25 protein-coding genes are annotated in these 22,081 nt (G+C 66.7%); 11 read left to right on the top strand and 14 right to left on the bottom strand.

Features of this window, described 5'->3' with window-relative positions; translation table 11 throughout:
- Positions 1-186 carry a DUF3606 domain-containing protein gene (locus ASF43_RS19825; RefSeq protein ID WP_056184518.1) on the bottom strand — a complete coding sequence of 62 codons (186 nt, stop codon included), beginning with the start codon at positions 184-186 and terminating at the stop codon, positions 1-3.
- Between the two features lie 54 nt (positions 187-240).
- The gene (locus ASF43_RS19820) at positions 241-1,134 is read right to left on the bottom strand and encodes a Ku protein (protein WP_056184515.1); all 894 of its coding nucleotides are present in this window, start codon (positions 1,132-1,134) and stop codon (positions 241-243) included.
- A 141-nt stretch (positions 1,135-1,275) separates the two neighbouring features.
- Here ASF43_RS19820 and ASF43_RS19815 point away from each other — a divergent pair, with 141 nt between their 5' ends.
- Together ASF43_RS19815 and ASF43_RS19810 are read left to right on the top strand one after the other, a co-directional pair.
- Positions 1,276-1,590, top strand: coding sequence for a hypothetical protein (locus ASF43_RS19815; RefSeq protein WP_056184513.1), 315 nt, complete (start codon positions 1,276-1,278; stop codon positions 1,588-1,590).
- A 337-nt stretch (positions 1,591-1,927) separates the two neighbouring features.
- Complete coding sequence (locus ASF43_RS19810) at positions 1,928-2,110, top strand: hypothetical protein (RefSeq protein ID WP_156373430.1); 183 nt, start codon at positions 1,928-1,930, stop codon at positions 2,108-2,110.
- An 885-nt stretch (positions 2,111-2,995) separates the two neighbouring features.
- On the opposite strand, the gene ASF43_RS30895 is transcribed toward ASF43_RS19810, so the two are convergent.
- The 11 genes from ASF43_RS30895 to ASF43_RS19760 form a co-directional block, all read right to left on the bottom strand.
- The gene (locus ASF43_RS30895; protein WP_156373429.1) at positions 2,996-3,307 is read right to left on the bottom strand and encodes a hypothetical protein; all 312 of its coding nucleotides are present in this window, start codon (positions 3,305-3,307) and stop codon (positions 2,996-2,998) included.
- Positions 3,308-3,410: 103 nt separating this feature from the next.
- Positions 3,411-4,211 (bottom strand): THxN family PEP-CTERM protein, encoded by an 801-nt coding sequence (locus tag ASF43_RS19805; RefSeq protein WP_082497994.1) that lies wholly within the window; start codon positions 4,209-4,211, stop codon positions 3,411-3,413.
- 593 nt (positions 4,212-4,804) lie between these two features.
- The gene (locus ASF43_RS19800) at positions 4,805-5,905 is read right to left on the bottom strand and encodes a YihY/virulence factor BrkB family protein (protein ID WP_056184646.1); all 1,101 of its coding nucleotides are present in this window, start codon (positions 5,903-5,905) and stop codon (positions 4,805-4,807) included.
- Between the two features lie 357 nt (positions 5,906-6,262).
- Entirely contained in the window at positions 6,263-6,616 is a 354-nt protein-coding gene (locus ASF43_RS19795) for a VOC family protein (RefSeq protein WP_056184508.1), read from the bottom strand.
- Positions 6,617-6,787: 171 nt separating this feature from the next.
- A complete protein-coding gene (locus ASF43_RS19790; RefSeq protein WP_056184506.1) occupies positions 6,788-7,531 on the bottom strand; it encodes a DUF899 family protein in 744 nt (247 codons plus the stop codon).
- Complete coding sequence (locus ASF43_RS19785) at positions 7,528-8,220, bottom strand: glutathione S-transferase family protein (protein ID WP_056184505.1); 693 nt, start codon at positions 8,218-8,220, stop codon at positions 7,528-7,530. Before ASF43_RS19785 ends, ASF43_RS19790 begins: the two co-directional genes overlap by 4 nt.
- Positions 8,217-8,648 (bottom strand): SRPBCC domain-containing protein, encoded by a 432-nt coding sequence (locus tag ASF43_RS19780; protein ID WP_056184503.1) that lies wholly within the window; start codon positions 8,646-8,648, stop codon positions 8,217-8,219. Before ASF43_RS19780 ends, ASF43_RS19785 begins: the two co-directional genes overlap by 4 nt.
- Complete coding sequence (locus tag ASF43_RS19775) at positions 8,645-9,004, bottom strand: helix-turn-helix transcriptional regulator (protein ID WP_056184501.1); 360 nt, start codon at positions 9,002-9,004, stop codon at positions 8,645-8,647. The genes ASF43_RS19780 and ASF43_RS19775 overlap by 4 nt, the downstream gene beginning before the upstream one ends.
- A gap of 146 nt (positions 9,005-9,150) precedes the next feature.
- Positions 9,151-11,553 carry a DNA polymerase II gene (locus ASF43_RS19770; RefSeq protein WP_369803300.1) on the bottom strand — a complete coding sequence of 801 codons (2,403 nt, stop codon included), beginning with the start codon at positions 11,551-11,553 and terminating at the stop codon, positions 9,151-9,153.
- Between the two features lie 671 nt (positions 11,554-12,224).
- Entirely contained in the window at positions 12,225-12,641 is a 417-nt protein-coding gene (locus ASF43_RS19765; protein WP_056184497.1) for a hypothetical protein, read from the bottom strand.
- A 323-nt stretch (positions 12,642-12,964) separates the two neighbouring features.
- Positions 12,965-13,243, bottom strand: coding sequence for a WGR domain-containing protein (locus ASF43_RS19760; protein WP_056184495.1), 279 nt, complete (start codon positions 13,241-13,243; stop codon positions 12,965-12,967).
- 178 nt (positions 13,244-13,421) lie between these two features.
- Here ASF43_RS19760 and ASF43_RS19755 point away from each other — a divergent pair, with 178 nt between their 5' ends.
- The 9 genes from ASF43_RS19755 (at position 13,422) to ASF43_RS19715 (ending at position 20,597) form a co-directional block, all read left to right on the top strand.
- Entirely contained in the window at positions 13,422-15,221 is a 1,800-nt protein-coding gene (locus ASF43_RS19755; RefSeq protein ID WP_056184494.1) for a PRTRC system ParB family protein, read from the top strand.
- 43 nt (positions 15,222-15,264) lie between these two features.
- Complete coding sequence (locus ASF43_RS19750) at positions 15,265-15,735, top strand: PRTRC system protein E (protein ID WP_056184492.1); 471 nt, start codon at positions 15,265-15,267, stop codon at positions 15,733-15,735.
- Between the two features lie 95 nt (positions 15,736-15,830).
- Positions 15,831-16,262, top strand: coding sequence for a PRTRC system protein C (locus ASF43_RS19745; RefSeq protein ID WP_056184645.1), 432 nt, complete (start codon positions 15,831-15,833; stop codon positions 16,260-16,262).
- A 59-nt stretch (positions 16,263-16,321) separates the two neighbouring features.
- Positions 16,322-17,383, top strand: coding sequence for a PRTRC system protein F (locus ASF43_RS19740; protein WP_056184490.1), 1,062 nt, complete (start codon positions 16,322-16,324; stop codon positions 17,381-17,383).
- A gap of 23 nt (positions 17,384-17,406) precedes the next feature.
- A complete protein-coding gene (locus tag ASF43_RS19735) occupies positions 17,407-18,147 on the top strand; it encodes a PRTRC system protein B (RefSeq protein ID WP_056184489.1) in 741 nt (246 codons plus the stop codon).
- The gene (locus ASF43_RS19730; protein WP_056184486.1) at positions 18,144-18,857 is read left to right on the top strand and encodes a PRTRC system protein A; all 714 of its coding nucleotides are present in this window, start codon (positions 18,144-18,146) and stop codon (positions 18,855-18,857) included. Before ASF43_RS19735 ends, ASF43_RS19730 begins: the two co-directional genes overlap by 4 nt.
- Positions 18,845-19,636 (top strand): PRTRC system ThiF family protein, encoded by a 792-nt coding sequence (locus tag ASF43_RS19725; RefSeq protein WP_056184643.1) that lies wholly within the window; start codon positions 18,845-18,847, stop codon positions 19,634-19,636. The genes ASF43_RS19730 and ASF43_RS19725 overlap by 13 nt, the downstream gene beginning before the upstream one ends.
- 156 nt (positions 19,637-19,792) lie before the next feature.
- Entirely contained in the window at positions 19,793-20,212 is a 420-nt protein-coding gene (locus tag ASF43_RS19720) for an H-NS family nucleoid-associated regulatory protein (RefSeq protein WP_056184484.1), read from the top strand.
- A gap of 37 nt (positions 20,213-20,249) precedes the next feature.
- Positions 20,250-20,597, top strand: coding sequence for a hypothetical protein (locus ASF43_RS19715; protein ID WP_056184482.1), 348 nt, complete (start codon positions 20,250-20,252; stop codon positions 20,595-20,597).
- A 28-nt stretch (positions 20,598-20,625) separates the two neighbouring features.
- On the opposite strand, the gene ASF43_RS19710 is transcribed toward ASF43_RS19715, so the two are convergent.
- Positions 20,626-21,624: a phage integrase N-terminal domain-containing protein gene (locus tag ASF43_RS19710; protein WP_235578313.1), complete on the bottom strand. Its 999-nt coding sequence runs from the start codon at positions 21,622-21,624 to the stop codon at positions 20,626-20,628.
- Between the last annotated feature and the right edge of the window lie 457 nt (positions 21,625-22,081).

Here is a 22,081-nt window from a genome sequence, read left to right as displayed (position 1 = left end):
TCAGCTGTTCTGACCCTTCAAGTGCGTCTCTACCGCCTTGGCATCATTGCCAACTGCCGCAACCGCCGACTTCAGTTGCTCTGGCGTCACGCCGAATTTCTTGGACCAGTCGCGCACTTCGTAGTCATCGCTGAGGCTGATGCGGGTGCGGTCCTGACCGCCGGTCTGGGTCTTGTCATCGGACATGGTGTGCTCCTGTGTGGGCTTCGATTGGGAATGGCGCGGATTGCCGCGCGGTCGTCACGCTGCCTTCTTCTGCGGTGCGGTCTTCTTGGCTGCGGCCTTCTTGGCCGGGGCCTTCTTCGCTGCCGCCTTGGCGGGCGCTTTGCTGTCGGACTTAGCCCCGCCCTTGAGGCTGCGTTGCAGCAGCGCCGTCAAGTCGATCACGTTTGCGCTCTCCGGTGCTTCCTCCTCCGGCTGGATCACGGTCTCGGTCTTGCCAGCCTTGACCTTTTTGTCCACGAGCTTCATGACCTGGTGCCGAAACTCATCCTTGAAATCCTCCGGGTCCCATTTGCCGGACATCTCCGAGATCAGTTGCTTGGCCATCTTGAGCTCGGCAGCGCTGATGCTCTTGCGGCCGGCCGCGGGCAGATCCAAGCTGTCCAATGTCTTGACCTCATCACCCCATCGCAGCAGGTTCAGAACCAGCGCGGCACCGGACGGAACCAGCACCGCAAGATGTTGCTTGGTTGCGATGACGACTTTGGCCAGCGCAATCTTGCCGGTGTCGGCAAGGGCCTCGCGGAGCAGGGCATAGACCTTGTCGGCCTTGTTGATCGGCGCGACGTAGTAGGGGCGTTCCAGAAAGATGAACGGCAGCTCCGCCGCATCGATGAAGCGCTCGATCTCGATCGTCTGCGTCGTCTTCGGGAACACCGCCTCGATCTCGTCGGGGCTGATGATGACGTACTTGCCGTCGTCGTACTGCACACCCTTGACGATGTTTTCCTTGGTGATTTCCTTGCCGGTTTTCTTGTTGATGCGCTTGTAGCCGACTGGGTCCATGCTCCGCTTGTCGAGCCAGTCAAAGTCGACGCCCTGTTCGGTGGCTGCAGTGTGCAGCCCCACGGGAATGTGGACGAGACCGAACGTGATGGCACCCTTCCAAAGAGTGCGACTGCCAGTGGCCATGCTGAACTTTCGAAGGCGCGGGAAGGCCGCGACGCGATAGTCCAGTGCCCTGCCAGCTCGGTCTGTAGGCCATTGCGGGCGCTGGGCGTAGGCGCCTGATCGGTACGGAGCAAAACGCACGCAGATCGGCTAGCCTAGGGCATGAGCAGCACCCTTCGACCCATCGCCGTGCACGTGGAAGAGCCCAAGCCGAAGCAGTTTCGGTGGGTGCTGCTTGAGCGGGCGGGCGCGAGGTGGTCCGACATCGAGAAGTCGAACAGGCCTGTCCGCTCGTACCAGCGGGCGATGGCCGATGGCCTGTTGGCCCTGCAGGCCATGGTGGACGATCTGGACGTGGGGCCGCGCCGGGCTGAACCCACCGAGGAGTCACACGTAACCACTGAAGTAGCACAGCCGGCAGCCCTTGCAGGGGCAAGCGCCCCGAAAAGGTACTTCGGGTTCGGGCCGGCACGTTGAATCGTGCCGTTGGGTCCTGCGGGGCGTTGCCTGGGACCACTTTCACTTTGCACGAGGCAGGCCTTGCAGAAGGCAAGAAGATCGTCGAGCTCCGTGGACTTGTCGAACACCCTGTGGGCACCAAGTTTTAAACATTGCTCCCGCGTGGGAGCCGTAGCGCAGTTCCACAGGACAGCGACAAGTTGCTGCGACGGGGCAAGCGAGGGCATTTGAGAACGCCTATGCCCGAGCCTCGCGATCATGGCCGAAAGACAGCTCGCTTATAGTTTGTTCGATGCATTCGACTGCAACCCGAGATGCGCTTTTGCGCTGCCGCGCCATCGTCTCTGACGCAGACGTGACTGACGAGCTGCGGGTGCTGGCGCGCAACCTCTTGGATCACCTGCTGGAAATGCACGACGCGCAGCGCATGCGGGTCCCTGTTCTCCTTCTTGCGCTGGACTCGTTGGAGCTCGTGCCAGGACTGGAAGATCAGGTTTCAGCGCTTCGCGCCGTCGCTCTACGCGAACATGCCGATTGATGCGTCTCTGGATTGCAGCCCGGCCTCTTCGAAGGCACTGATCGGCTGTCATCGGGACCCTGCTTTCCCTATGGCACAAGCCACTTGCGAGGTCATTTCCAATCGGTGCTGCAAAAGGTGGACAGTCGGTCCTGAGCTGAACGGCTTTGACGGCTTCGCCCATCGGAATTCGACCACGTCAGGACGGTCGACTCCTTGTCGCTCAGCGGAGTCGAGGCACACATCCTGAGCCGCCCTAGATGCTCATAGCCAACTGCGCGCGCTTGACGGGTAGGGCGTCATGTCCCAGACGTCGAGGCGGTCATGTCGCAGGGCCTTGCCGTTTGGCGTCAAGTCCAAAGCCATGCTCAAGCCTGCGGCCATGCGCTTTGCAGCATCGGACTTAGGCCCTGTCGCTCGTACCGGCTCCGCGGAACCAAGGTGATGGTGTTGCATGCGTCCATGTTGGCGTCACAGTTTTGCGCTCCCGTCGGTGCACTGAAGGCAACGTCAGAGCGCGCCGCATCGGAGCGGGGTTATCGCAACGCTACGATGACCACGAGGGGTTCGCCCGAAGGCCACTAGTATTCGTCCGGCCAAGTTATCTGTACGCCGGAGGCGTCAGCGTTCAGACCATGGGCTGCCAGCGGTAAGGCCGCAGATCCCTCATCGCCGAAGTCGGCAGTCGGCAGTCGTTCCAACGCCTCCTTTGGATACGATAGAGTTCCAGCCCGTTGAGCCGAGCCGTGCAGCAGGCTCATGATGACCGCAGTTCTCTTGCCCGCGCGTGCGGCCAATCGGTCGCCAGGCCGTGGCAGCATGTTCAATAAGAATGCGGCTTCCTGTGCCCCTTTTCCATGCATCTACTCGCGGGCGCTTAGCAACCCCGAGACTGTGGCCCCTCCTCTATAAAGCAGGCATCTGAGTGCCAGCGCGCACGCGGCGCAGCTCCGAGGAGAGGCACCGCACCCGCGCACGGTCAACAGCGACTGGCTCAACCGCATCCGGATGCGACGAAGCCTTGTTGCTGTCGGAGGGCGCTGTTCGCTGGTCACGTGTCTCGACGCGGTAAGAGTCGGCGCCACAAATCAACAGCGCTTCGGCAAGTCTCGCCCTCAACATCCAAACGTTCATCGTCGAACCTGCCATCCACTCGGACGCGTAGCGGCTCGTGTTGATCAGACCATCGGCGGTGGCGGCGATTCGGATTTGCTTCATGGTGGCATGAGGTTATCTACGAGGGCCGTGTTGAGAACGGCAATATTCACACACATGGTGGCGACACATGACCAGGTGAATGCCTCCAAAACTGTGAACCACGTCAAGCCTGCCGTCTGTGCTTGCGCTTCCGCAGTGCTGCCATCCCGGCGAAAGCCATGCCGAACAAGGCGATGGATGCCGGCTCAGGAACCTCGATCGCTTGACTCGTGATGACCAAGTTAAAGTTCACCGCTGTGTTCTTGAATTCCTCGGTCGTGAACCCAAAACAGCCTGCAGTGGCGCTGGCAGCTGCGCAGACATTGGGGCTCAGTGCGGTCAGCGTGGGCGCGGCGAAGAAGCTCACAAAGTACCGGAAGCCCTCGAACTCAAAGCTCTCGTTCAGCGCACCTGCCAACACAAAGATGTCATCACAACCGCGAACCGAAGTCGTCACGGCGCAAGTGCCTGGCTGGTTTGGCGTTTCCGCGAAGTTGATGGTGTAGCTGGTGGCGTATGAACCGTACGCTGCCCCCGAGCCGGTCGGACGCAGGCTCAACGTGGCATCGATTTGCGTGCTGCGCAGGGACACGCTGTTCGAGCCCAAGGCGCCGCTGTTGACGTGCGTGTAGGTATTCGCCAGCTGCGACGCCCCGTCCGTGGTCAGCGTGCCCGTGCTCGGCGTGCTCGAGATCTTCAGCGCGCTGCGGTTGACGTCGACGCTGCCTCCAACGACGCCCCACGAGATCTCCATCGGGCCGGCGAGGCCGTTGCTGCTTGCGCGACCACCGTTGAAATAGGTTTGTGCGGGATCAAAAGCGCTGTTGACGATGTAGTCCCACTGCGTCACGGGCGCAGCCGAAACGTTGGAAAGAGCCAATGCGACGGAAGCAGCGATCAGGACGCGGGAAAATTTGAATGGCATGCGAGGTTTTGAGATGTGCTAGCGGACAAGCGCTACCGACTTGATAAAGCATTGAGCACAGACCATGCCGTTACAAAAATGTTGCTATGAATCAATGCTGTTATGCGTTTCTTCCTGCGCCTGTTACCAAAACTGACAAACCGACCGACGCCAGACAACGCCTACGTCCGTAGGCGAAGAACTACCTGCAGCGTGTCGCTCGTTCGATGACCCGCGTGATGCGGGCTCCCGGCGGCAGCCGCTACGCGGAATGTTCAAGCTGAAGCGGATCCCGGAAAGGTAGCAGCGGGAACCACCACGACATGCGACACAAGGCCGGGGGACGACATGCAATGACGCACGTGGGGGGCCTTGCCGAGGCATGCCTGCACGCGAGCAGGGTGCCGGAAAGCAGGATGTTGGTGCTTTGCTAGCAGGCGTTCCCTATGGCCCGCATATGGACACACATGGTGTGCGTCCGTTCCAGTTCGGGACTGCGACACTGCCATCCGAGGCCAGACAAGTGCAGGTGTGGCGGACCGACCGGCCTGTATCGACGAGTGTCAACACTTTTCAATGCCTGAGAACTCTTGATCGATCGCGCCTTCAGCGCGTCATCCCGCGCGTCTGCGCGCTGCGCGCAGTAATTTTTCTTCTTCCTTGACCTTTGTGTCGGCCATCACGCGCAGCAGGGTGATGGCCCCCAACAGGACCAGTCTTGGGAGCGCCTCGGCACTTGCGGCCACCAAGCGCTGGCGCAGATCCGACGGCTGCAACAGCGTCGACGCGGTCGGGGTTTGCCCGGAGGACTGATCTGTGCCGACCGTGCTCTTGGTCGGGATCTCTGCCGGCTGCGCTGCGCGCTTGCTTTGCGCCGACCCGTGGCTCTGGGCGTAAACCTTGGTGAACTCTGCACCCAGCAAGAAAATCTGTGCGGCGTAGTAGACCCACGCCAGCAGGATCACCAAGGCGCCAGCGCCTGCGAAGGACTCGGACAAGCCACTTTTGCCCAGGTACATGCCGATGCCGAACTTGCCGGCCTCGAACAGCGCAGCAGTCACGACCGCACCAACCCAGACGTCGCGCCAGGCGACTTTGGCCGTAGGCATGAGCTTGAAAATCATCGCAAAGAGCAGCGTCATCACGGCGAGAGACACCACGGTGTTCAAGATTTGCAGTACGGCCTCCTGACCGGGCAACAAGCCGCCCAGGTAGCTCCCGAATGCCGCAAGACCGGCGCTGACGGCCAGCGACACCATCAGCAGGAAGGCCAACCCGAGGATCAAGCCCATGGAGAACAGACGGGCCCGCAGGATGCCCCACACCCCGCTGGGCTTCTGGGATTCGGGCACATGCCAGATCCGATCGAGGGCGCTCTGCAGTTCGGCGAACACGCTGGTGGCGCCGACGAGGAGAACGACCACGCTCAAGGCGCTGGCCCACCAGCCGTTGTCGCTGAGGCTGGCGCTCTCGATCATGCCTTCGATGGCCTGTGCCGTGTCCGGTCCCATCAAAGTGGAGAGCTGGCTGGAGATTTGGCCACGAACGGCCTCAGCGCCGAACGCGAACCCGGCGATGGCGATCACCAAGACCAGCAAGGGCGCCAGCGAGAACATCGTGTAGTACGAAATCGCCGCGCCCATGCTGGGCGCGAAATCGTCTGACCATGCGTTGACGGTCTTCTTGCAGACATCCAACCATTGCGACATCTTCATGGCGGCACTCCTCATCGAATGCGCCGATTGGGCATCGGGGAGCTCTGGGCGGGTCGAGGCCTACGGCGCAAGACCGTGTCAGCCACCACCTGCATGCACGACCATCGGTAGCCGAAAAGGTCAGCGGTGTGGGTGCTCGGTTGAGCGCACCGCGTTGGCGTGCAAGAGGAGAGTTGACCCAGCGTCCTGTCGGGCAGCACTACGCCGATATGTCAGGAGCGAGGCCCAAGCGTTGGCGGTCTTCCCAACGACGTTCGTTGGCGAAGTAGCGATCACAAGCTGCGCTGGTGGTCGGGCGGTTGCGCTAACCAACCGCGAACCGTACATGGCGGCCATTGGAACCCGCCACCACGCCGTTCATCGCGCCAGCGATGCATCGAAGGCCTCGGCAAGGGCGATGCTGTTCCCGTCGGGATCCTTGACCATCACCGTTCGGACGCGCTCGCTGTTGGTCCGGTTGCCGACATCCACGCCCATCTCCTCCAACGTGCGGACATGTGCGTCGATGTCGCTGACCGCGAGCGTGAAGGAGCAGTGGCCGGCGCGCTCTGCGCCCAGGTAGACCTGGAGTCCGCCGCCGCGAGGGAACGTCCATTCCTCGACTTCAGGCATCGGCCGATTGCCGCGTGCCCCAAGCAGCTTTGCGTACCAAGCTGCCGACTTGTCGAGGTCTTTGACCGCGACGCTCGCCCACGCGTTCTCGATTGCCATGCTGGTCTCCTTTGGGTGGAACAGGGGTCTTCGACATATTCATTGGGCGACCGCGGAATCCATCGCGGCGCCGTCGCTGCGTGGTCTGTTCACGTGTGCCTCTCTCGATCGAGAAGGCACTGAACAATGGGGCTGCGTGCTGCACGCGCAATGGCTGAAGCGCGGTCGCCATCATGGTGACACGTGGCAGCAGCTGTACTGCAGCTGCTCCTGGAAATCTGGACGTCCCCCCGGGGTCAGGTCGAACAGGTTCCAGAACGTGTCGAGGGTGCCGGTCGCGCGGTGGTCCTGGCCCGGCTCGGACGGTGCATCGACCATCTCCGAGCTCCAGGCCAAGCGCACCGTGCCATCGGCATGGCGCTGGAACGCCAGCATCATCGGCTTTTGCTGTCCGTCCTCGCCGATCGCGCCGTGGTCGGCCTTGAAGCGCGTGCCCATCGACGACACCAGTTCGAGATGACGCCAGCCGCGGTCTCGGGCGGTCTTCGCCAGGTTCTCCGGGGTTGTGTCGGCAGCGACGACGAAGCGCCCGCCAGCAGCAGCAAATGCCTTGGCAGCTGGATCAAGTTGATCCAGCAGCGTGGTGCACGAAGGGCAGGGCTGCTCATCACGCGGCAATGCGGACGTCTCACCCTCGGCGGCGACATCGCGCGTGTCCTGTCGATGGCGTGGGTACATGTAGCAGTAGATCAGCATTGCGTTGCTCTCGCCGAACAGCGTCGATAGCCGGACCGTCTCGCCGGACCCGGACCGCTGTAGTACGTAGTCTTCGGGCACCGGCGGCCCGGGCGGCAGGCGACGCCGCTCTTCGGCGACGGCTTCGGTCTGTCTGCGCAGCGCGATCTCGCTGTCGAGCAGGCGGTCGCGGGCCCTGCGGTATTCAGCGCTCTCGCGCGCGGCGGTGGCGGTGTTCATGGTGACTCCTTGGGGACGGCGTCAAGGCGCATGTCGGCAGAGGAATGCGCTTGCATTTCGGTCCGCTGGTCGGCTTCGGCCTGGCGATGGCCAGGCCGATCGAACATCGTGCGCTGCCAGACTGCGAGCGACGGATAGGCGTCCAGCAGGTCCAAGCGGACCGCCAGCTCCAGCACCGAGGCCATGAGCAAGTCGGCGACGGTGAAGTCGTCGCCCACAAACCAAGGTCGGTCACCGAGCGCGCGTGCCAGATCACCCAGGCGCTCGTGCGCCGCCGCGACGACAACGGGCCGTCTGCGTTGGCGGACGACGTCATCGTCTGTCAGGCACTCCACCTCGGCCACGGCAAAGAGCGATGGCTCGACCGTGTTCAATGCCGCGAACGACCATTGCAGCGCCTGCAGGCGCTCGGGCGTTCTGTCAGCCGCGATGCAGCGCTCGGCGCGCGATGCCACATAGATCACGATGGCTCCGCTCTCGAACAGGGGCGGCTGGCCATCCTCCTCCAGCACGGGCAGTTGGCCGAACGGCTGCTTGGCACGGTGCGCGGCCGACTTCAAGCCGGGCGCGTCGAGCAGCACGACACGGTAAGGCCAGCCGACCTCGTTCAGGATCCAGCGCACCCGCATGTCGCGCACCATGCCCTCCGGAAATGGTGGCGCCCACTTCATGCCCGTGACCGTGATCACCGCAGCCGCTCCGCCTTGCGTTGCAGCTTGTCGAGCGCACCGTTCCATCCCTGCTCGTGGCTCTCGCGTGCGGCATCGTCCTTCAGTCGTGCATGGACGAAAGTGAGCTCCGTGCGACCTGCGTCGATTGCCTTGAAGGTCGCCTCGACACGCGATGCCGGTCCTGCCTCGTTCTCCCATGACCAACTCATGGCCAGCCGATGCGGCGGGTCGAACACCTCGAAGGTTCCGGAACAGCCGTGCTCGGTGCCGTCCAGCATGCGGAAGCGCACGTGGAAGCGGCCGCCCAGACGGGCATCCACCTCGGCCAACGTCACCGGCCCGTCGTCCGGCCCCCACCATAGGGCGATCTTGTCGGGCTCGACGAAGGCGGCGAACACTGCATCCGGCGGCGCCTCGATGATCCGCACGATGGTCAGACTGGTCATGAAGACTCCTTCGTGGGTGGGGACAGCACAGGCGACCTTGCGGTCGGGATCGTTTCCGCGAGACGGTCCAGGCGGCTCGTCCAGAACTTCTCAGTGCGTTCCAGCCAAGCCATCGCTTCCGCCATGGCAGCTGGCGCCAAAGTGACCATGACGGTGCGACCGGTCTTCTTGCGGCACACCAGGTGCGCGCGCTCCAACACGCCGAGGTGCTTGAGCACGGTGGGCAGCGCGATCGGCAGTGGCGCCGCCAGTTCGCTCACGGTGAGCGACCGCGAGTGCGCCAGGTGCTGCAGCATCGCCCGCCGCGACGGGTCTCCCAATGCGCGGTAGGTGGTGTCGAGCGGATCCGCTTGCATTACTTTACTCTACGGTAAAGTATTCCGCACCGCAAGTGGAGGTCGGCTCCTATCATCACCCTTGGTAGGCATAGGGCGATGCGAGCCTGATTGCGTCAGGCTGTGCGCACAGGGGCGCCACGCTGCCGTGCGATTGCGAGGTCACTTCAGAACAGCGCCTTCTGGGACGTCGTCAACGCCGCGAAGCTGTCGCCCAGGGGCTGCAGGATGGCGTCCGCGATCGGCTGCAGCTGCTTGGTCAGGTAGTGCTCGTAGTCGATGCGGGATGCCTGGGCTTCCAGCGGTTCGGGTCCACTGCGGGTCATCACATACCGGATCCAGCCGCCATGCTGGTACAGCCGCGGGCGGCCCAAGCTGGCGTTGTGCTCATCGGCGAGCCGCGCCGCGCGGACCTGCGGTGGGACGTTGGTGTGGTAGGCGTCGAGCCGGTGCCGCAGCCGCTTGCGGTACACCAGCAAATCGTCCATCCGCCCCGCCAACGTCGATTGCGCGTAGTCGCGCACATAGTCCCGGTACGGTTCGCCGCGGAAGATGCGCGACAGCAGGGCGTCCTGGAACTGGCGCGCCAGCGGGGTCCAGTCGCTGCGGGCCATCTCCAGGCCGCGGAACACCATCGCCTCGCGGCCGGCGGCATCGACGCTCAGGCCCGCATAGCGCTTCTTGCTGCCCACGTCCGAGCCGCGGATGGTGGGCATGAAGAACTTGGCGTAGTGGGTGTCGAATTCGATCTCCAGGAAGTTCTCCAGGTCGTGCTCCACGCGCAGCCGCTCGGTCCACCAGGCGTTGATGTCGCGGACCAGATCGGCCGCGACGGCATGCGCTTCCGCGTTGCTGTGCGGGCGCCGCAGCCAGACGAAGATGGAGTCGGTGTCGCCGTAGATGGCCTGGTAGCCGCGCCGCTCCACGAAGTCACGCGTCAGCTTCATCATCGCGTGGCCGCGCAGCGTGACGGCCGACACCAGCTGGGGGTTGAAGAAGCGGCATTCGGATGCGCCCAGCACGCCGGAGAAGGAATTCATCAGCAGCTTCAGGGCCTGCGACAGCGGCTCGTTCTTGGCTTGCTTGGCCGCGTCCCGCGCGTGCCACAACGTGGTCACGATGTCGGGCAGCGCGTGACGGTCGCGCGAGAACAGGGTGCCCTGCGGCCCCTCTACGAGACCCGTGGGGTCGGCCGCGGCCATGCCCTCGACCAGGCCCACCGGATCGACCAGGAAGGTGCGGATGATGGACGGGTACAGGCTTTTGTAGTCCAGCACCACGACGGAGTCGTAGAAGCCGGGCCGGGAGTCCATCACGTAGCCCCCGGGGTAGGCCTTGGCGGCGATGTCGCCGACGTTGGGCGCCACGTAGCCCAGCCGGTGCATGCGCGGCAGGTAGTGGTGGCTGAAGGCCGCGATGGAGCCGCCGAAGTGGTCGGCCTGCAGGCCCGTGGTCTGTGCCCGCTCGAGCACGAACTGCAGCAGCTTGGCCTTCTCGAAGATGCGTAGCACCAGCGCGCACTCGCGGATGTTATAGACCGCCAGGGCCGGTTGATCCTCGCGGTAGCGGCGCTCGATCTCGGCCATCTTGTCGTAGGCGTCGCCGATGTCCTTGCCTTCGCCCAGCAACTCTTGCGAGACGGCTTCGAGGCTGAAGGACGGGAAGCTCCACATCGCGGCGCGCAGCGCGTCGATGCCGTCGATGACCACCCGGCCGGGCATGGGGGCGAACAGGTAGCCCTGCTTGCCGGGATGGGTGCGCCACGCGATGGGCCGGCCCTCCCGGCCCAGCAACAGGGGCTTGCCGCAAGCGTCGGCCGTCTTTTGCAGCACGCGCAGGTCGAACTGGACCACGTTCCAGCCGACGATGACATCAGGGTCGTGGTCCGCGAACCAGGCGTTGAGCTGGTCGACCATGGCCAGGCGACTCGGGCAGTAGACCAGGCGGAAGTCGATCGGGCACGTCTCGGCGACCGGCGCCGCGCCCAGCATGAAGACCACGCGGTCGTCCGCGCTGTCCAGCGCGATGGAGTACAGGTCCTCGGTCGCGCTGGTCTCGATGTCCAGCGACACGAGCCGGACCGGCGGGCGGTAGTCCGGCGCAGGCTTGAGCCGGCCATCGACGATGGTCGAACCGTGGCGCACGCCACCTTCGACCACGACACTGGCCGTGATGAAGCGCTCCATCAGGTAGCGGTCGTGCGGGCGGATGTCGGCTTCGTAGAGCGGACTCTGCTGGGGTTGGAGCGCACGGGCCAGTCGGCCGAGGTCGCGGAACTGGCGGGCGTAGACGCCGACGACAGGTTCGTGGCTAAAGGTCTTCAGCGCCAGCTCGCGGAGTTCCAGGCCACGCGCGGCACGCAACGGGGCCTCGACCGCCGGGCGGTGGCGGGACGGCAGGAAGGCGACCGAAGTCAAGCCCGTCAGGACCAGCTTCCTGGGGCCTTGGTCGGTCGCGAGCCAATAGACGATCTCGGTGCCGTCCACCGTGTCGCGCCAATCGCGCGTGAGGATGAAGCCCTGAAGATCGGGGGCGTCCACGCGGGTGGAGGGAGGTGGAAGGTCGGACACGGGCGGCGGCGGAAGGGGGCCGATTGTGACGCCTGAGGAAGGTCAGGTGGAACCGCGGAGGACTTGCAGCGAATACTGATTGTTTGTACAGTAAAGCGGTTCCCGCACGGAGACTCCGATGTCACACCGCTACCGTTATCTGTTCCGTCCCACCCGGCCCGCGCCGGCCTTGCTGCGCCGGCTTTGGGCCTGGTTGTGAAGTCCAGGCCGTCCCGCTGACGCCTACGCCATCACGTAGCCACGATGAACGCGCCGCTGCTGCCTGACATCCTGCGCCGTGTGGAGCCCAGCCCGAAGCAGGACCTGTCGCTCGCGGCCGAGGGCGTGCAGCGTTATGTCTGGTAGAGCCAATGCGGCGCGATGCTCATCGAAGTCGTCGGCAAGCAGGTCTTCGTCAATGGTCAGCCGGTCGAGCCGTTCAGAGGCCCGAGATAAGCATCCACCGCGAAGAGTCTTCACGCGCCAGCGGACCGATCTGTGGACGCCCGTTCCACGCGCCCGCCGCCAGACTTGCGCTGCGTTCCGGGCACTGTTGGCCCCATGACGCGGGTATTGATTGAGCGGCTGTCGCACTCAGGGTCTGTCGCCGTTCGCTGGACCCCGTGTGACACATCGACCCCGGGCGCCGGTGCAACAGTCCCGATCGCTGTTCGACGGCGCGCCGGTTGGTCCTAGCGCGCGCGAACCCGCGCCAGCGCAGCAAGCGTCGCCAGCATGAGCGACAGCTCGACGCCGTAAGTCCACCAGGGTCGCGCCATTGCGTCCAGCGATCTGCCGATGCGGATGCCGTTGTGGAGCCAGGGCAAGAGGATGAGGCTGGACAGGAGTGCGGCCAGCGCGAACAGCGCGCCATCGAGGAAACGTGCCCCACCGAGCTTGAAGGCGGCCAGGGCCGCCACGAAGGCTGGCACGCCAAGGCCAAGTGCGCCCACCACCATCAGGTCCCACAGCATGCGGCCGACGTGCTGGCTTCCGATCGACTTGAACCAGCCAAGGTAGACCGACGGAGCCGCGAGGGCTGTTGAAAATCCGAGCGTCACGGTCGCAACGCATGCGAGTCCGAAGCCCATCGCGATGGGCCAGAACATTCCTTGCAGAACAGGGCGAATCATGCGTGTGAGCTTACCCGGTGCGCGTGGCAGCCTTCTGCGACCGCGGGTCCGCGCGTCGTTGCCGTCACCTTGCGAGGCGGCGAGGACCGCTTGTCACGTTGAACATCTGTTTGCAGCGCAGGGGCTCTTGCGTGTCCAGGAAATCCTGGCGAGGGGGAGGGTGAGCGATGGAGTTCGCCTGCCAACAGACCTGCGCGCGCGGCTTGCATCAGCGCTCACTTGAATGCGTCTGCAGATTGCGAAGCACGACGGTCTCCACGGGAAGGCATCTTCAGTAGCGGCGCGAACGCCGGCCGCTTCTACGCGCTGACCACCAGACGGTATCCGTCCGCGGTCCGGCGTCGGGCGATGCCCTCGAACACCATCGCGGCGGCGTCGGTACTGGCCAGGGCGTTGTGGACTTGCCGACCCAACGAAGTGCCGATGGTGCCCCAGCACGTGAGCGTCGCGCATGCGCCCCAGAGATCTGGCAGACGGCGGAACTCGTAGTAGCGCTGCCGCTCGCCGTGCTCCCAGCGGGCGTAGTCCGGGCAGTCTGGTGGTGGGCTGGCAGCATCCAAGGCTGGGGTTTCGCTCATGGGGTGGTGGTGGGGCGCGGTGGGCGGCGATGGTAACGGAGCCGATGGCTTGTTGGCAGCCGCTGGCGTGCCCGACCGTTCACGTGATCGCCGAGGAGCCGCGGGCGCGCGGGAGCCGTTGCGGACGGGGGCAATGGACCCAGCATGGGGCCTCGATCTGATGCCGCCAGGAGTCGTGATGACGCAGACCCGCCACCCCAGCCAGCCCACGCTGCCGATCCACCGCATCGTGCAGGGCAAGAACCCCCGCGACTATTTCGATCCTGACGAGATGGCCGAGCTGGAGCAGGGCATCCGCGCGGTCGGCGTGCTCGAACCCCTCGTCGTGCGGCCGGTCCTGGGCACGCCGGACTACGCCATCATCGCGGGCGAGCGCCGCTGGCGTGCCGCCCGCAACGTATTCGGCGACGACTACGCCGTGCCCGTCGTGATCAAGGAAGTCGGCGACGAGACGGCCGAGGCGATGGCGCTGATCGAGAATTACCACCGCGCCGCCATGTCGCCGGCCGAGGAAGCCCATGCGGCCCAGCGCCAACTGCTGCGCCAGCGCGGCGACAAGGCCGAGACGGCGCGCCTCATGGGCTGGTCGCTGGCGGTGCTGGAGCGGCGGCTGGGCTTGCTGGCCTGCTCGCCCGCCGTGCTGCAGGCACTGACGAGTCGCCGCATCCAGCTCGGCCATGCCGAACTGCTGGCCGGCGTGTTACCCGACAAGCAGGACGGCGTGCTCGCGGGCCTGCTGGCCCAACAGGTGCCGGTGGCGGTGCTCAAGGCGCAACTCGGCCGCTACGCACGGCGCCTTGCCGATGCCGTCTTCGACACCACCGGCTGCGCCGACTGCGCGCACAACTCGGCCCGGCAGGCCGGGCTGTTCGCGGAGTCGCTGGGCGAGGGCTACTGCCAGCATCCGCGGCACTACGAGGAACTCACGCAAGCGGCCGTACACGCGCGTGCGGAGACGCTACGCGAGGAGTTTCCGAACGTGCGGATCGTGGAGGCCAGCGAGGGCTTCGTGCCGCTACCCGTGGCGCCGGACGGCGCGCTCGGTGTCGGCGCACCGCAGTACACGGCCTGCCAAGGCTGCCAGTCGTTCGGCTCCGCGGTGTCGGCCATGGCGGGCAGCGTGGGTGAGGTCACGCGCTCGCTGTGCTTCGATGCCGCCTGCCACAGCCAGAAGGTGGCGGTGTGGCGCAAGGCGCAGCGCAGGTCGGCCAGCGGGGACCGCGCGGCCGACACCGCCAGCGCTCCCACGGCGCGATCTGCCAGAGCCGCAGGTACCAGGACCGTCACGAACCAGACGCCGCCGCGCGTGGTGGCATACCGGCTGGCCGCGTGGCGCCAGTGGGTGGCCCGGGCGTTGATGGCCCAACCCGTTCGCAACCAGCGCGTGCTGATCGCACTGGCCTGCTCCGGCCACGCTGGCGATGTGCGTGCCACCGAGTACGGCCAGGCCCTGCGCAAGACCGCACCGGACGCGGGCTGCAGCGCCGGCCGGGAACTGGCCGCGCATCTGGAAGAAGCCGACCGCCTCGATGCCGCGCATCTGGAGCGGTTGGTGCAGGCCGTCGCGGCGTCGGCCGCGTTCGGCGTCAGCGAACGCGACCTGCTGGCGCTGCTGCAGTACCTGGAGGTGGATGAGCGCAGGTACTTCCAGTGGGACGACAAGTTCCTCGCCCTGTTCACGATGAGCGAACTGGAAAGCCTCGCGGCCGAGGTCGGGCTTCGGCAGGCCATGGGCGTGCGCTTCAAGGCGGCACGCGCGGGCCGCAAGCCAGCCTTCATCGCGGCGTTGCTGGGCGTTGGCGGATTCGCGTACCAGGGGACGGTGCCGGCCGCGATGCGCTATCCGCGTGCGGGCGATGCGGCATCCGAGCCCCGCGAGCCAGATGCCGCGCCGTCCGATGCCAAGGACGCCACCGACTCCGCCGAGCCTGCCGACGCAGTCCCGGACACACCTCGACGCGGCGCTGTCGAGTCCTAGCATGGTTGCGGCCCTGTGGCCCCCGCCTCCAAGGAGCACACCGATGACGACGTTCGAAGAACTCTACGCGCTGGCGACGGGCGCCACGCTGACCATGGTCCTCAGCGCGGACGTGCCCTCGGGGCGGTTGACCGTGCACGTGATTCCCAGGCCGCGCCAGGACGGCGGCGAGCCGGCCCTGGCCCAAGCCCTGAGCCTGACGGCCACGCCGCAGGAGTTCGACGCCGGCTTCGTCCAGGCCCTGCGCGGCTACCGCGTCGTGCGCCAGAGTCTGGAGCAGCAGGCCGAGGCCACGCGGGAAGTGATCGACGCGGCACGGACGGCGTCGGTGCAGAGGGCCGGCGATGCCGCGTCCAAGGCCACGGCGGCGAAGCCGGTCCGAAGCACCAAGCCGCTGCCAGACCGCGCCACGGCCGCCGCGGACGACGAGGACACGGACGACGACATGCCGCTGCCGCGCGCGGCGGTGGCCCCCGCCGCACCGGACGGCGGTTCGCTCGACCTGTTCGGCTGATGCGGCAGGGCCTGCTTGCACCGAGCCGCCGCGCGCGCACACTGGTCTGCAGCGCGGTCACCAGCGCCACCGACCGACCACCGAAGGAGCCCACCATGTCCATCGACATCTGTCCCATCCAGCGGACCTTCCGCTACAACGGCATCACCTTGCCCGACATTCCGGGCCTGGAGCCGCGCGAAGTGCGCGACCTCTACAGCGCGCAATACCCCGAACTGCTCAGCGCCGAAGTCGAAGCCGGCGAGGTCCGCAACGGCGTGCAGGAGTTCACGTTCCGCAAGGCCGTGGGCGTCAAGGGCGGAACGCCGCGCGCGGGCGAGCGGCTCGCCGCACTGCGCCGGCAGGTGCAGGATGCAGGGCAGGGCAGCGATGCCGGCCACGCGCGGCTGGGCCAGGCCGTCGCAAGGCGTTCCTGGCAGGGCTGCTACAGGGTGTGGGGGCAACTGACGGCTGCGGATGCGCCGCGGGCCGAATCCGGTGGGCCGGGCGTTGCCATCCCCTCTGACTTGCTCGCACCGCTGCCATGAGCGCCGCGCCGGGCCGCCCCAGGCAAGCGCGCACCGCAGGCGAAGCCGAAGGTACCCCAGTGAGCGCGGCGCGCACGTCACGCGACCGCCGCTCGGCGCCGGCCCTGTGCTTGCCGCGCCTGTCCGAGGCTATCCCGTACAGCGTGGTGCCGGCCTCGCAGGCCGCGACCAACGCAAGGGTCGCGCGCTTCCTGCTCGACGCGGAGATGTTTGATGACGAGGACCTCCCGTCTGCGTGGGACGACCCGCTGCGGGCCTGCGAGCAGGCGCTGGCCGCCCGCCTGCGCCGCGAGATCGGCCCGCTGTACTGCCTGCAGCCGGGCTTCGCGCTCCAACTGCTGGACGCGGCCGGCGAACCCTTGGGCGGCCTGCGCTGTTCCGCGCCGGCCGACGCGCCGCCGCCGGCGGTCCATTCCGTCGAGATGTTCTGGGGCGAAGTGCAGGAGCAGGAATGGTCCATCGGCCAGGGCCTGGAGGCGCTGGAGGCTGCGTTGCCCGGCCTGGGCCGCATCGTGCTGCAGGTGCTGCGCGAACGCTGTGCCCGGGTCTATCCGCTGTTCACCCCGGACATCGCCTGCGAAGCGGCCAGCTATGTCTACTGGTGTGGCGAGGAGGATGAGGAGGAAGCGCTCGACGCCCACTGCGGCGACGATGCGCAGGCGCGCGAGGCCATGCGCAGCGAGATGCTGACCCGCGCCGATCTGGACGCGGCCTATCCGGCCTGGGCGCAGGCCCGGCAGGGCACGGTGGCTGAGCGCCCGGTTCCGCGCTGCAGCCTGCACAGGGCGTCACGCATGCTGGCCGATCCCCGGCTGCGCCAGATCGTGGCCGACGCGCGGCGCTTGAGCCGGCTGCGTTGCGACGACAGCTTCCGTCCCACCGAGGATGGCGAGTACATCGGCTTTGGCGCCGTGCTGTCCTGGCAAGAAGGCGATCTGACGGTGCGCATCTACGACGACCTGCTGCAGATCGCGCACGAAAGCGAGTTCTGTGACCGCATGGGCGAGCAACGCGTCGCGCTTGACGATCCCGGGGCCTTGGGGGCCTGGCTGTGCGCCATGCGCCCGCGCTTTGCGGCCATCGTGCTGATCGACCGCTTGATCCATGCGCTCGCGGCCTGAGACTGTCTCTGGAGGTCGCCACCATGCCCACAGCGCAGTTCCACATCGCCACGCCCTCGGACGGCGCACTCCGGCTCGACAGCGCCGTGCTGGTCTACCGGGGTGCGTCGGGGACCGCCCTGGCCACCGTGCACCCGGTGCACCGGATCGACGGTGCGTCCGTGGTCGGCGCCGGCCAACCGCTGACCCCGCACAAAGCCATCGCGCTGGCGCGTGCCCTGCTGCCCAAGGCCGCGCAGGGCGGATTCCTGTCCGCCAATCTGCTGTACGCGGATGGCGACCTGATGCTCTGGTGGGAACCACCGCATCGCCAGCATGTGGCCTTCCGCGTGGATGCCACGCATGCCGGCCTGCTGGGCGGTGCCGAGCGCGGCGAGACGGTGCCTCATCCCGGACTGGTGTTCGCGGCCTCCAGCCGGGTCTGGCGCGTCTGGGCGGTCCGGGGCTGCCAGCGCCCGACGCCGCTGATAGCGCTGCACCAGGCGCCATACTTCAACGTCAACGGCGAGGGCGCCATCTGCCAGGGCAGCGTGCCCCGGCCGCAGGGCACGACCGTGGAGCGGATCGCCGCCTGGAACGACGCGTTTTTCCGCTCCTACTTCACACATCCCAACGTGGCCGGCACCTTAGTGCGTTACGCCGGTGGCGCCTACGCGCTGTGGCGCGACCTGCTGGACGGCAAAAGGGCGCGCTTTCCGGCGCGGGCGTTGGTGCCGCTTCAGACCACACTGGGTGCGCTGCTGGGCCAGGGAGAACGGCCATGACGGACCCCCGCGACCTGGCGCTGCAGGCCAGTTGCCCGGTGCTGGCGGCGCCGCGCTTCGGTCCGCTGCCGGACATGGTGAACGGCCAGCGCGTGATCGTGGCGGCCAACGGTGTGTTCGTGCAGGTGCGGCTGGACTGGCTGGACTGCGTGCAGCGGCTGGCCCCGCCTCTTGGCGTGCCGCTGCCCTTCGGCGCATTGCAGGAGCGGCTCCAGTTCAGCTTCGGCGTGCTCCCCATCCGGCTGATCGAGGACTTCATCGCGGCCGGCCGCCAGGGCCTGCCGAACGAAGTGGCCGGCGTGCTGGTCTACCAGCGCCGCACGCGCAGTCTGCGGCTGGCCTTGTGCGCGCCGCTGGCCGCGTCGCCGGGCCGCATCGCGTACCGGCGCCCCGTGCTGCAGGAGGGCGAGACGGTGGCCGTTGATCTGCACACCCACGGCTGTGATCGGCCGTTCTGGTCGGCCGAGGACGACCGTGACGACCAGGGCATCCAGGTGGCCGGCGTCTTCGGCGGGCTGCACCGGTCCGTGCCGCAGGCCGAGTTCCGGCTGGTGCTGAACGGCTGCTACCGGGCACTGCCGCATCCCTGGCCGCGCGGCGCGCAGGCGCAAATGACCGAGACAGTGGCGGTGCGCACCGCGGTACCCCCCAGCCGACTGCGGCGGATGCTGGCGCGCTGGACGCCGGGAGGATGGCCATGGAACACCTGATCGAGCCCGAGCTGCTCGACCGCCGCGTCGGCGTGCACCTGGTTGGCGTGGGCGGCAACGGCGCGCAGATGGCCGGATGCCTCGCGCGGCTGGACATCGCGATGCGCGCGCTCGGACACCCGCACGGCCTGCACGTGACGGCCTTCGATGCCGACCTGGTCAGCGAGGCCAATGTGGGCCGGCAGCTCTATAGCGCGGCCGACATCGGCCGCCACAAGGCGCTGGTCACCGTGCACCGGCTGAACCAGTTCTACGGGCTGGACTGGGACGCGCAGCCCTGGCGCTACGAGGAGGCCTTGGAGCGGTCCCTGCTGCGCAGCAGCTGCGATCTGCTGATCGGCTGCGTGGACAGCCGCGCAGCCCGCGCCACGCTGCACGCCTTGGCATTCGACGGACCGCTGGGCTGCCGCTACTGGCTGGACCTCGGCAACACCGAGTCGACGGCGCAGGTCGTGCTCGGCGAACCCCGCCATCGCGCACGCACAGCAACGGCTACCCGGCTGCCGTGCGTGACGGAACTGTTCCCGGAACTGCTGGACGAAACCGGGCCGGAAGACCTGCAGCCGTCCTGCTCGGTCCGCATGTCGCTCGCGTCGCAGGGCCTGTTCGTGAACGACCTGGCCGTGCGCTTCGCGGTGCAGTTGCTATACGAGCTGTTCTCCACAGGGCGCCTGCACGCACATGGCGTGGTCGTGAATCTGGCCTCAAAGCGCAGCGGCCCCATCGACATCGGTCCGGAGACTTGGCGTCGGTTTGGGTATGCCGCGCAGGGCGAGTGACGGGTGCGTCCGTCCATGACGGCCAGTGAATGCGAGTGGCTTCCACTCGACACTCCCGCCCTCCCGGAGACCGCTTCACTGCGCTCCGATAGACTGAGTGCCCCGTTCACTCCGAGTCTGTCTATGAAGAAACGCCGCACCGCTACACTCTCTGCCATGGCCGAGCCCATCCAGACACTCAAGGAGATCGACGAGGAAATCGCCCGACTCCAAGAGCGTGCCGCCAGCATCGTCAACGCAGAGAAAGCGGGCGTCATCGCGCGCATCCAGGAGGCGATCGGCTACTACGGCCTGACGGCAGCCGACCTGGGCTTGGCTCCCGCCGCCAAGTCCGCGAAGACTGGCAAAAAACCCGGCAAGGCGGTGAAAGCCGCCAAGCCCGCGGGTACGCCGCTGCCTGCTGCCGCGTCGGCGTCGGCGTCGGCGGATGTGGCCGCGAAGCAGCCGCGCGCTGGCGCAGGCAAGGTCAAGTACAAGGACGACGCGGGCAACACCTGGTCCGGCTTCGGACCGAAGCCACGCTGGCTGGCCGAGGCCATTGCGGCGGGCAAGACGCTGGAAGACATGGCCGCATGAGCACGGCGACGAAGCAGCGCGTCACAGGAGGCACACCATGATGGACACCGACGAGCGCCTCGTCGCCCTGGCGTCGATGTCGCAGGCGACGGACCAGTTCTACCGCGCGGCCGTGGGCATCGGCAACCACCCGTTCATCGAGTTCGCAGGACTTATGCGCGAGTACATCAACGCCTGCTGGCGTGCCCACGAGGATGGCATCGATTTCTCCGAATGCAACCGGCACACGGGCATGGCCCTGCCCATGGAACCGGTCATGTCCGACTACGTCAACGAGAAGCTGGCGTGCATCTACGCGGGCAGCAAGGTGCTCGACGCTCGGGCCGCGCATCAGACCGACCACCGCTCGGTGCACGGAGCGTGTGCGCCCACGCGTCTGGTGTGAGCGTCGCATCGCAGGCTTGCGTTGAGCTTCATCCACACGGTGGCTCTGCCGAGCGATCGCTCGGGCGGTTGCGGGCCAGCGTGACCGAACCGATGTAGGCACCCGAGGCGCGCAGCCTCGCGTGCCCTGCACGTTCGGCCACCGCCTTGCGCGCGGCACGGTCCTGAACCGGCGGCAGGACGGGTCCGCCGCGCACCGGGGAGGGCACGCCACCAATCTGCTCGTAGAGATCGTTGACGTGCCCATGCCGCAGGCCGTGCCCGGTGGTGCCGGCAGCGCGCCGTGTGATGCCGAATTTCTCCAGCACGTACATGAGCCGGCGCAGGTTCTGCCGCAGCGTGCGGGCAGGATCGCCCATCGAAGCATCCTGGCCGGTGACCAAGGTCCGAGCCTGCGCCAGCGCCAGGCGCTGCGCGTCCGCGTCGATCGCGATCCACCGGACCCGGCCGCCCTTGCCTTTGACCCACAGGTAGTCGTCCGCGTTGAGTCCCACGTCTGGCAAGCCGGTCTGCGCGAAGGGGACGACATGCGCATGGGGCCGCAGCATCACCGACTCCTTGTCGCGCAGGCCGAATACGTGCATCAGCCGCATGCAGGCCGCGATGCGCGGATCAAAAGCAGCCACCTGCTGCAGCACCTGCTCGACGTCCAGGCCCTGGGCGCGCCAGCTCTTGTCGCGCTGGGCGTACTCATGCCGCTCGTACTCTTCCAGTCGCAGGCCGTAGTGTGCTGGGGGACGCACGAGGCCGGGCTTGTCCAGCCAACTGGCCAGGCCACGCAGAAAGCTCAGGTAGGTCTGGATGGTGGCCGGCGCCAGCCGCTCGCGCTGCCAGACCTGCACCATGGCTTGCACATGCTTCTGCCCCAGGTTGCGCGGATCGGGTGGCCGGCGGAAGCCGGCCTTGTCCACCAGGTCTCGGAAGAACCGCCGCAGGAAGCGCGCCCGTTCGTGCCGGGTCTTGTGCGATACCGTCTTGCCCAGCGCGGTGTGCTGCATGTTGAACAGGCGCAGCAAGACGTCCAGCACCTGCAAGGGGTCGGCCTTGCCGGGACGGTAGCGCGCCAGGATCTGCTGCGGGGTCAGGGTCGACCAAGGCTGCGGACGCGGTGGGTCGGTTCCTGCGATGCGGCGAAGGCGGTTGGGGGATGCAGTGTGTGGCATGGCCAAGGTGTCCTTTCAGGCGTCGCCGCACGGCGGCGTCTCCAACAGCGGAATCCATTGCGACAACCGCAGCGGCGTTCCGTCATCCGCTGCGGCCGGTGGTCTGGTTGCCGTCGTCGGCGCGCGACCACCTGCGCGCCGCCTTCCCCAGGATTCGCCCGTGCTACGGCAGCGGCACAGGCTCGGTCGTTCTTAAAAATGAAACATGTGATCCGGCTCCGCCGCGCATTTTCTGCGCCGGCAAAGGGGGGTGACGCGTGGCCGCTTGGAGTGGCCGGCGCGTCGGCGCGGAGATCAGGTCTCGCGCCCTCGGTGGATCAGT

Source organism: Pseudorhodoferax sp. Leaf267, assembly GCF_001422405.1.
Classification (GTDB): Bacteria; Pseudomonadota; Gammaproteobacteria; order Burkholderiales; family Burkholderiaceae_C; genus Pseudorhodoferax.
Note: the sequence above shows the minus strand (reverse complement) of the source record. Positions and strands in the feature narration are given on the sequence as shown.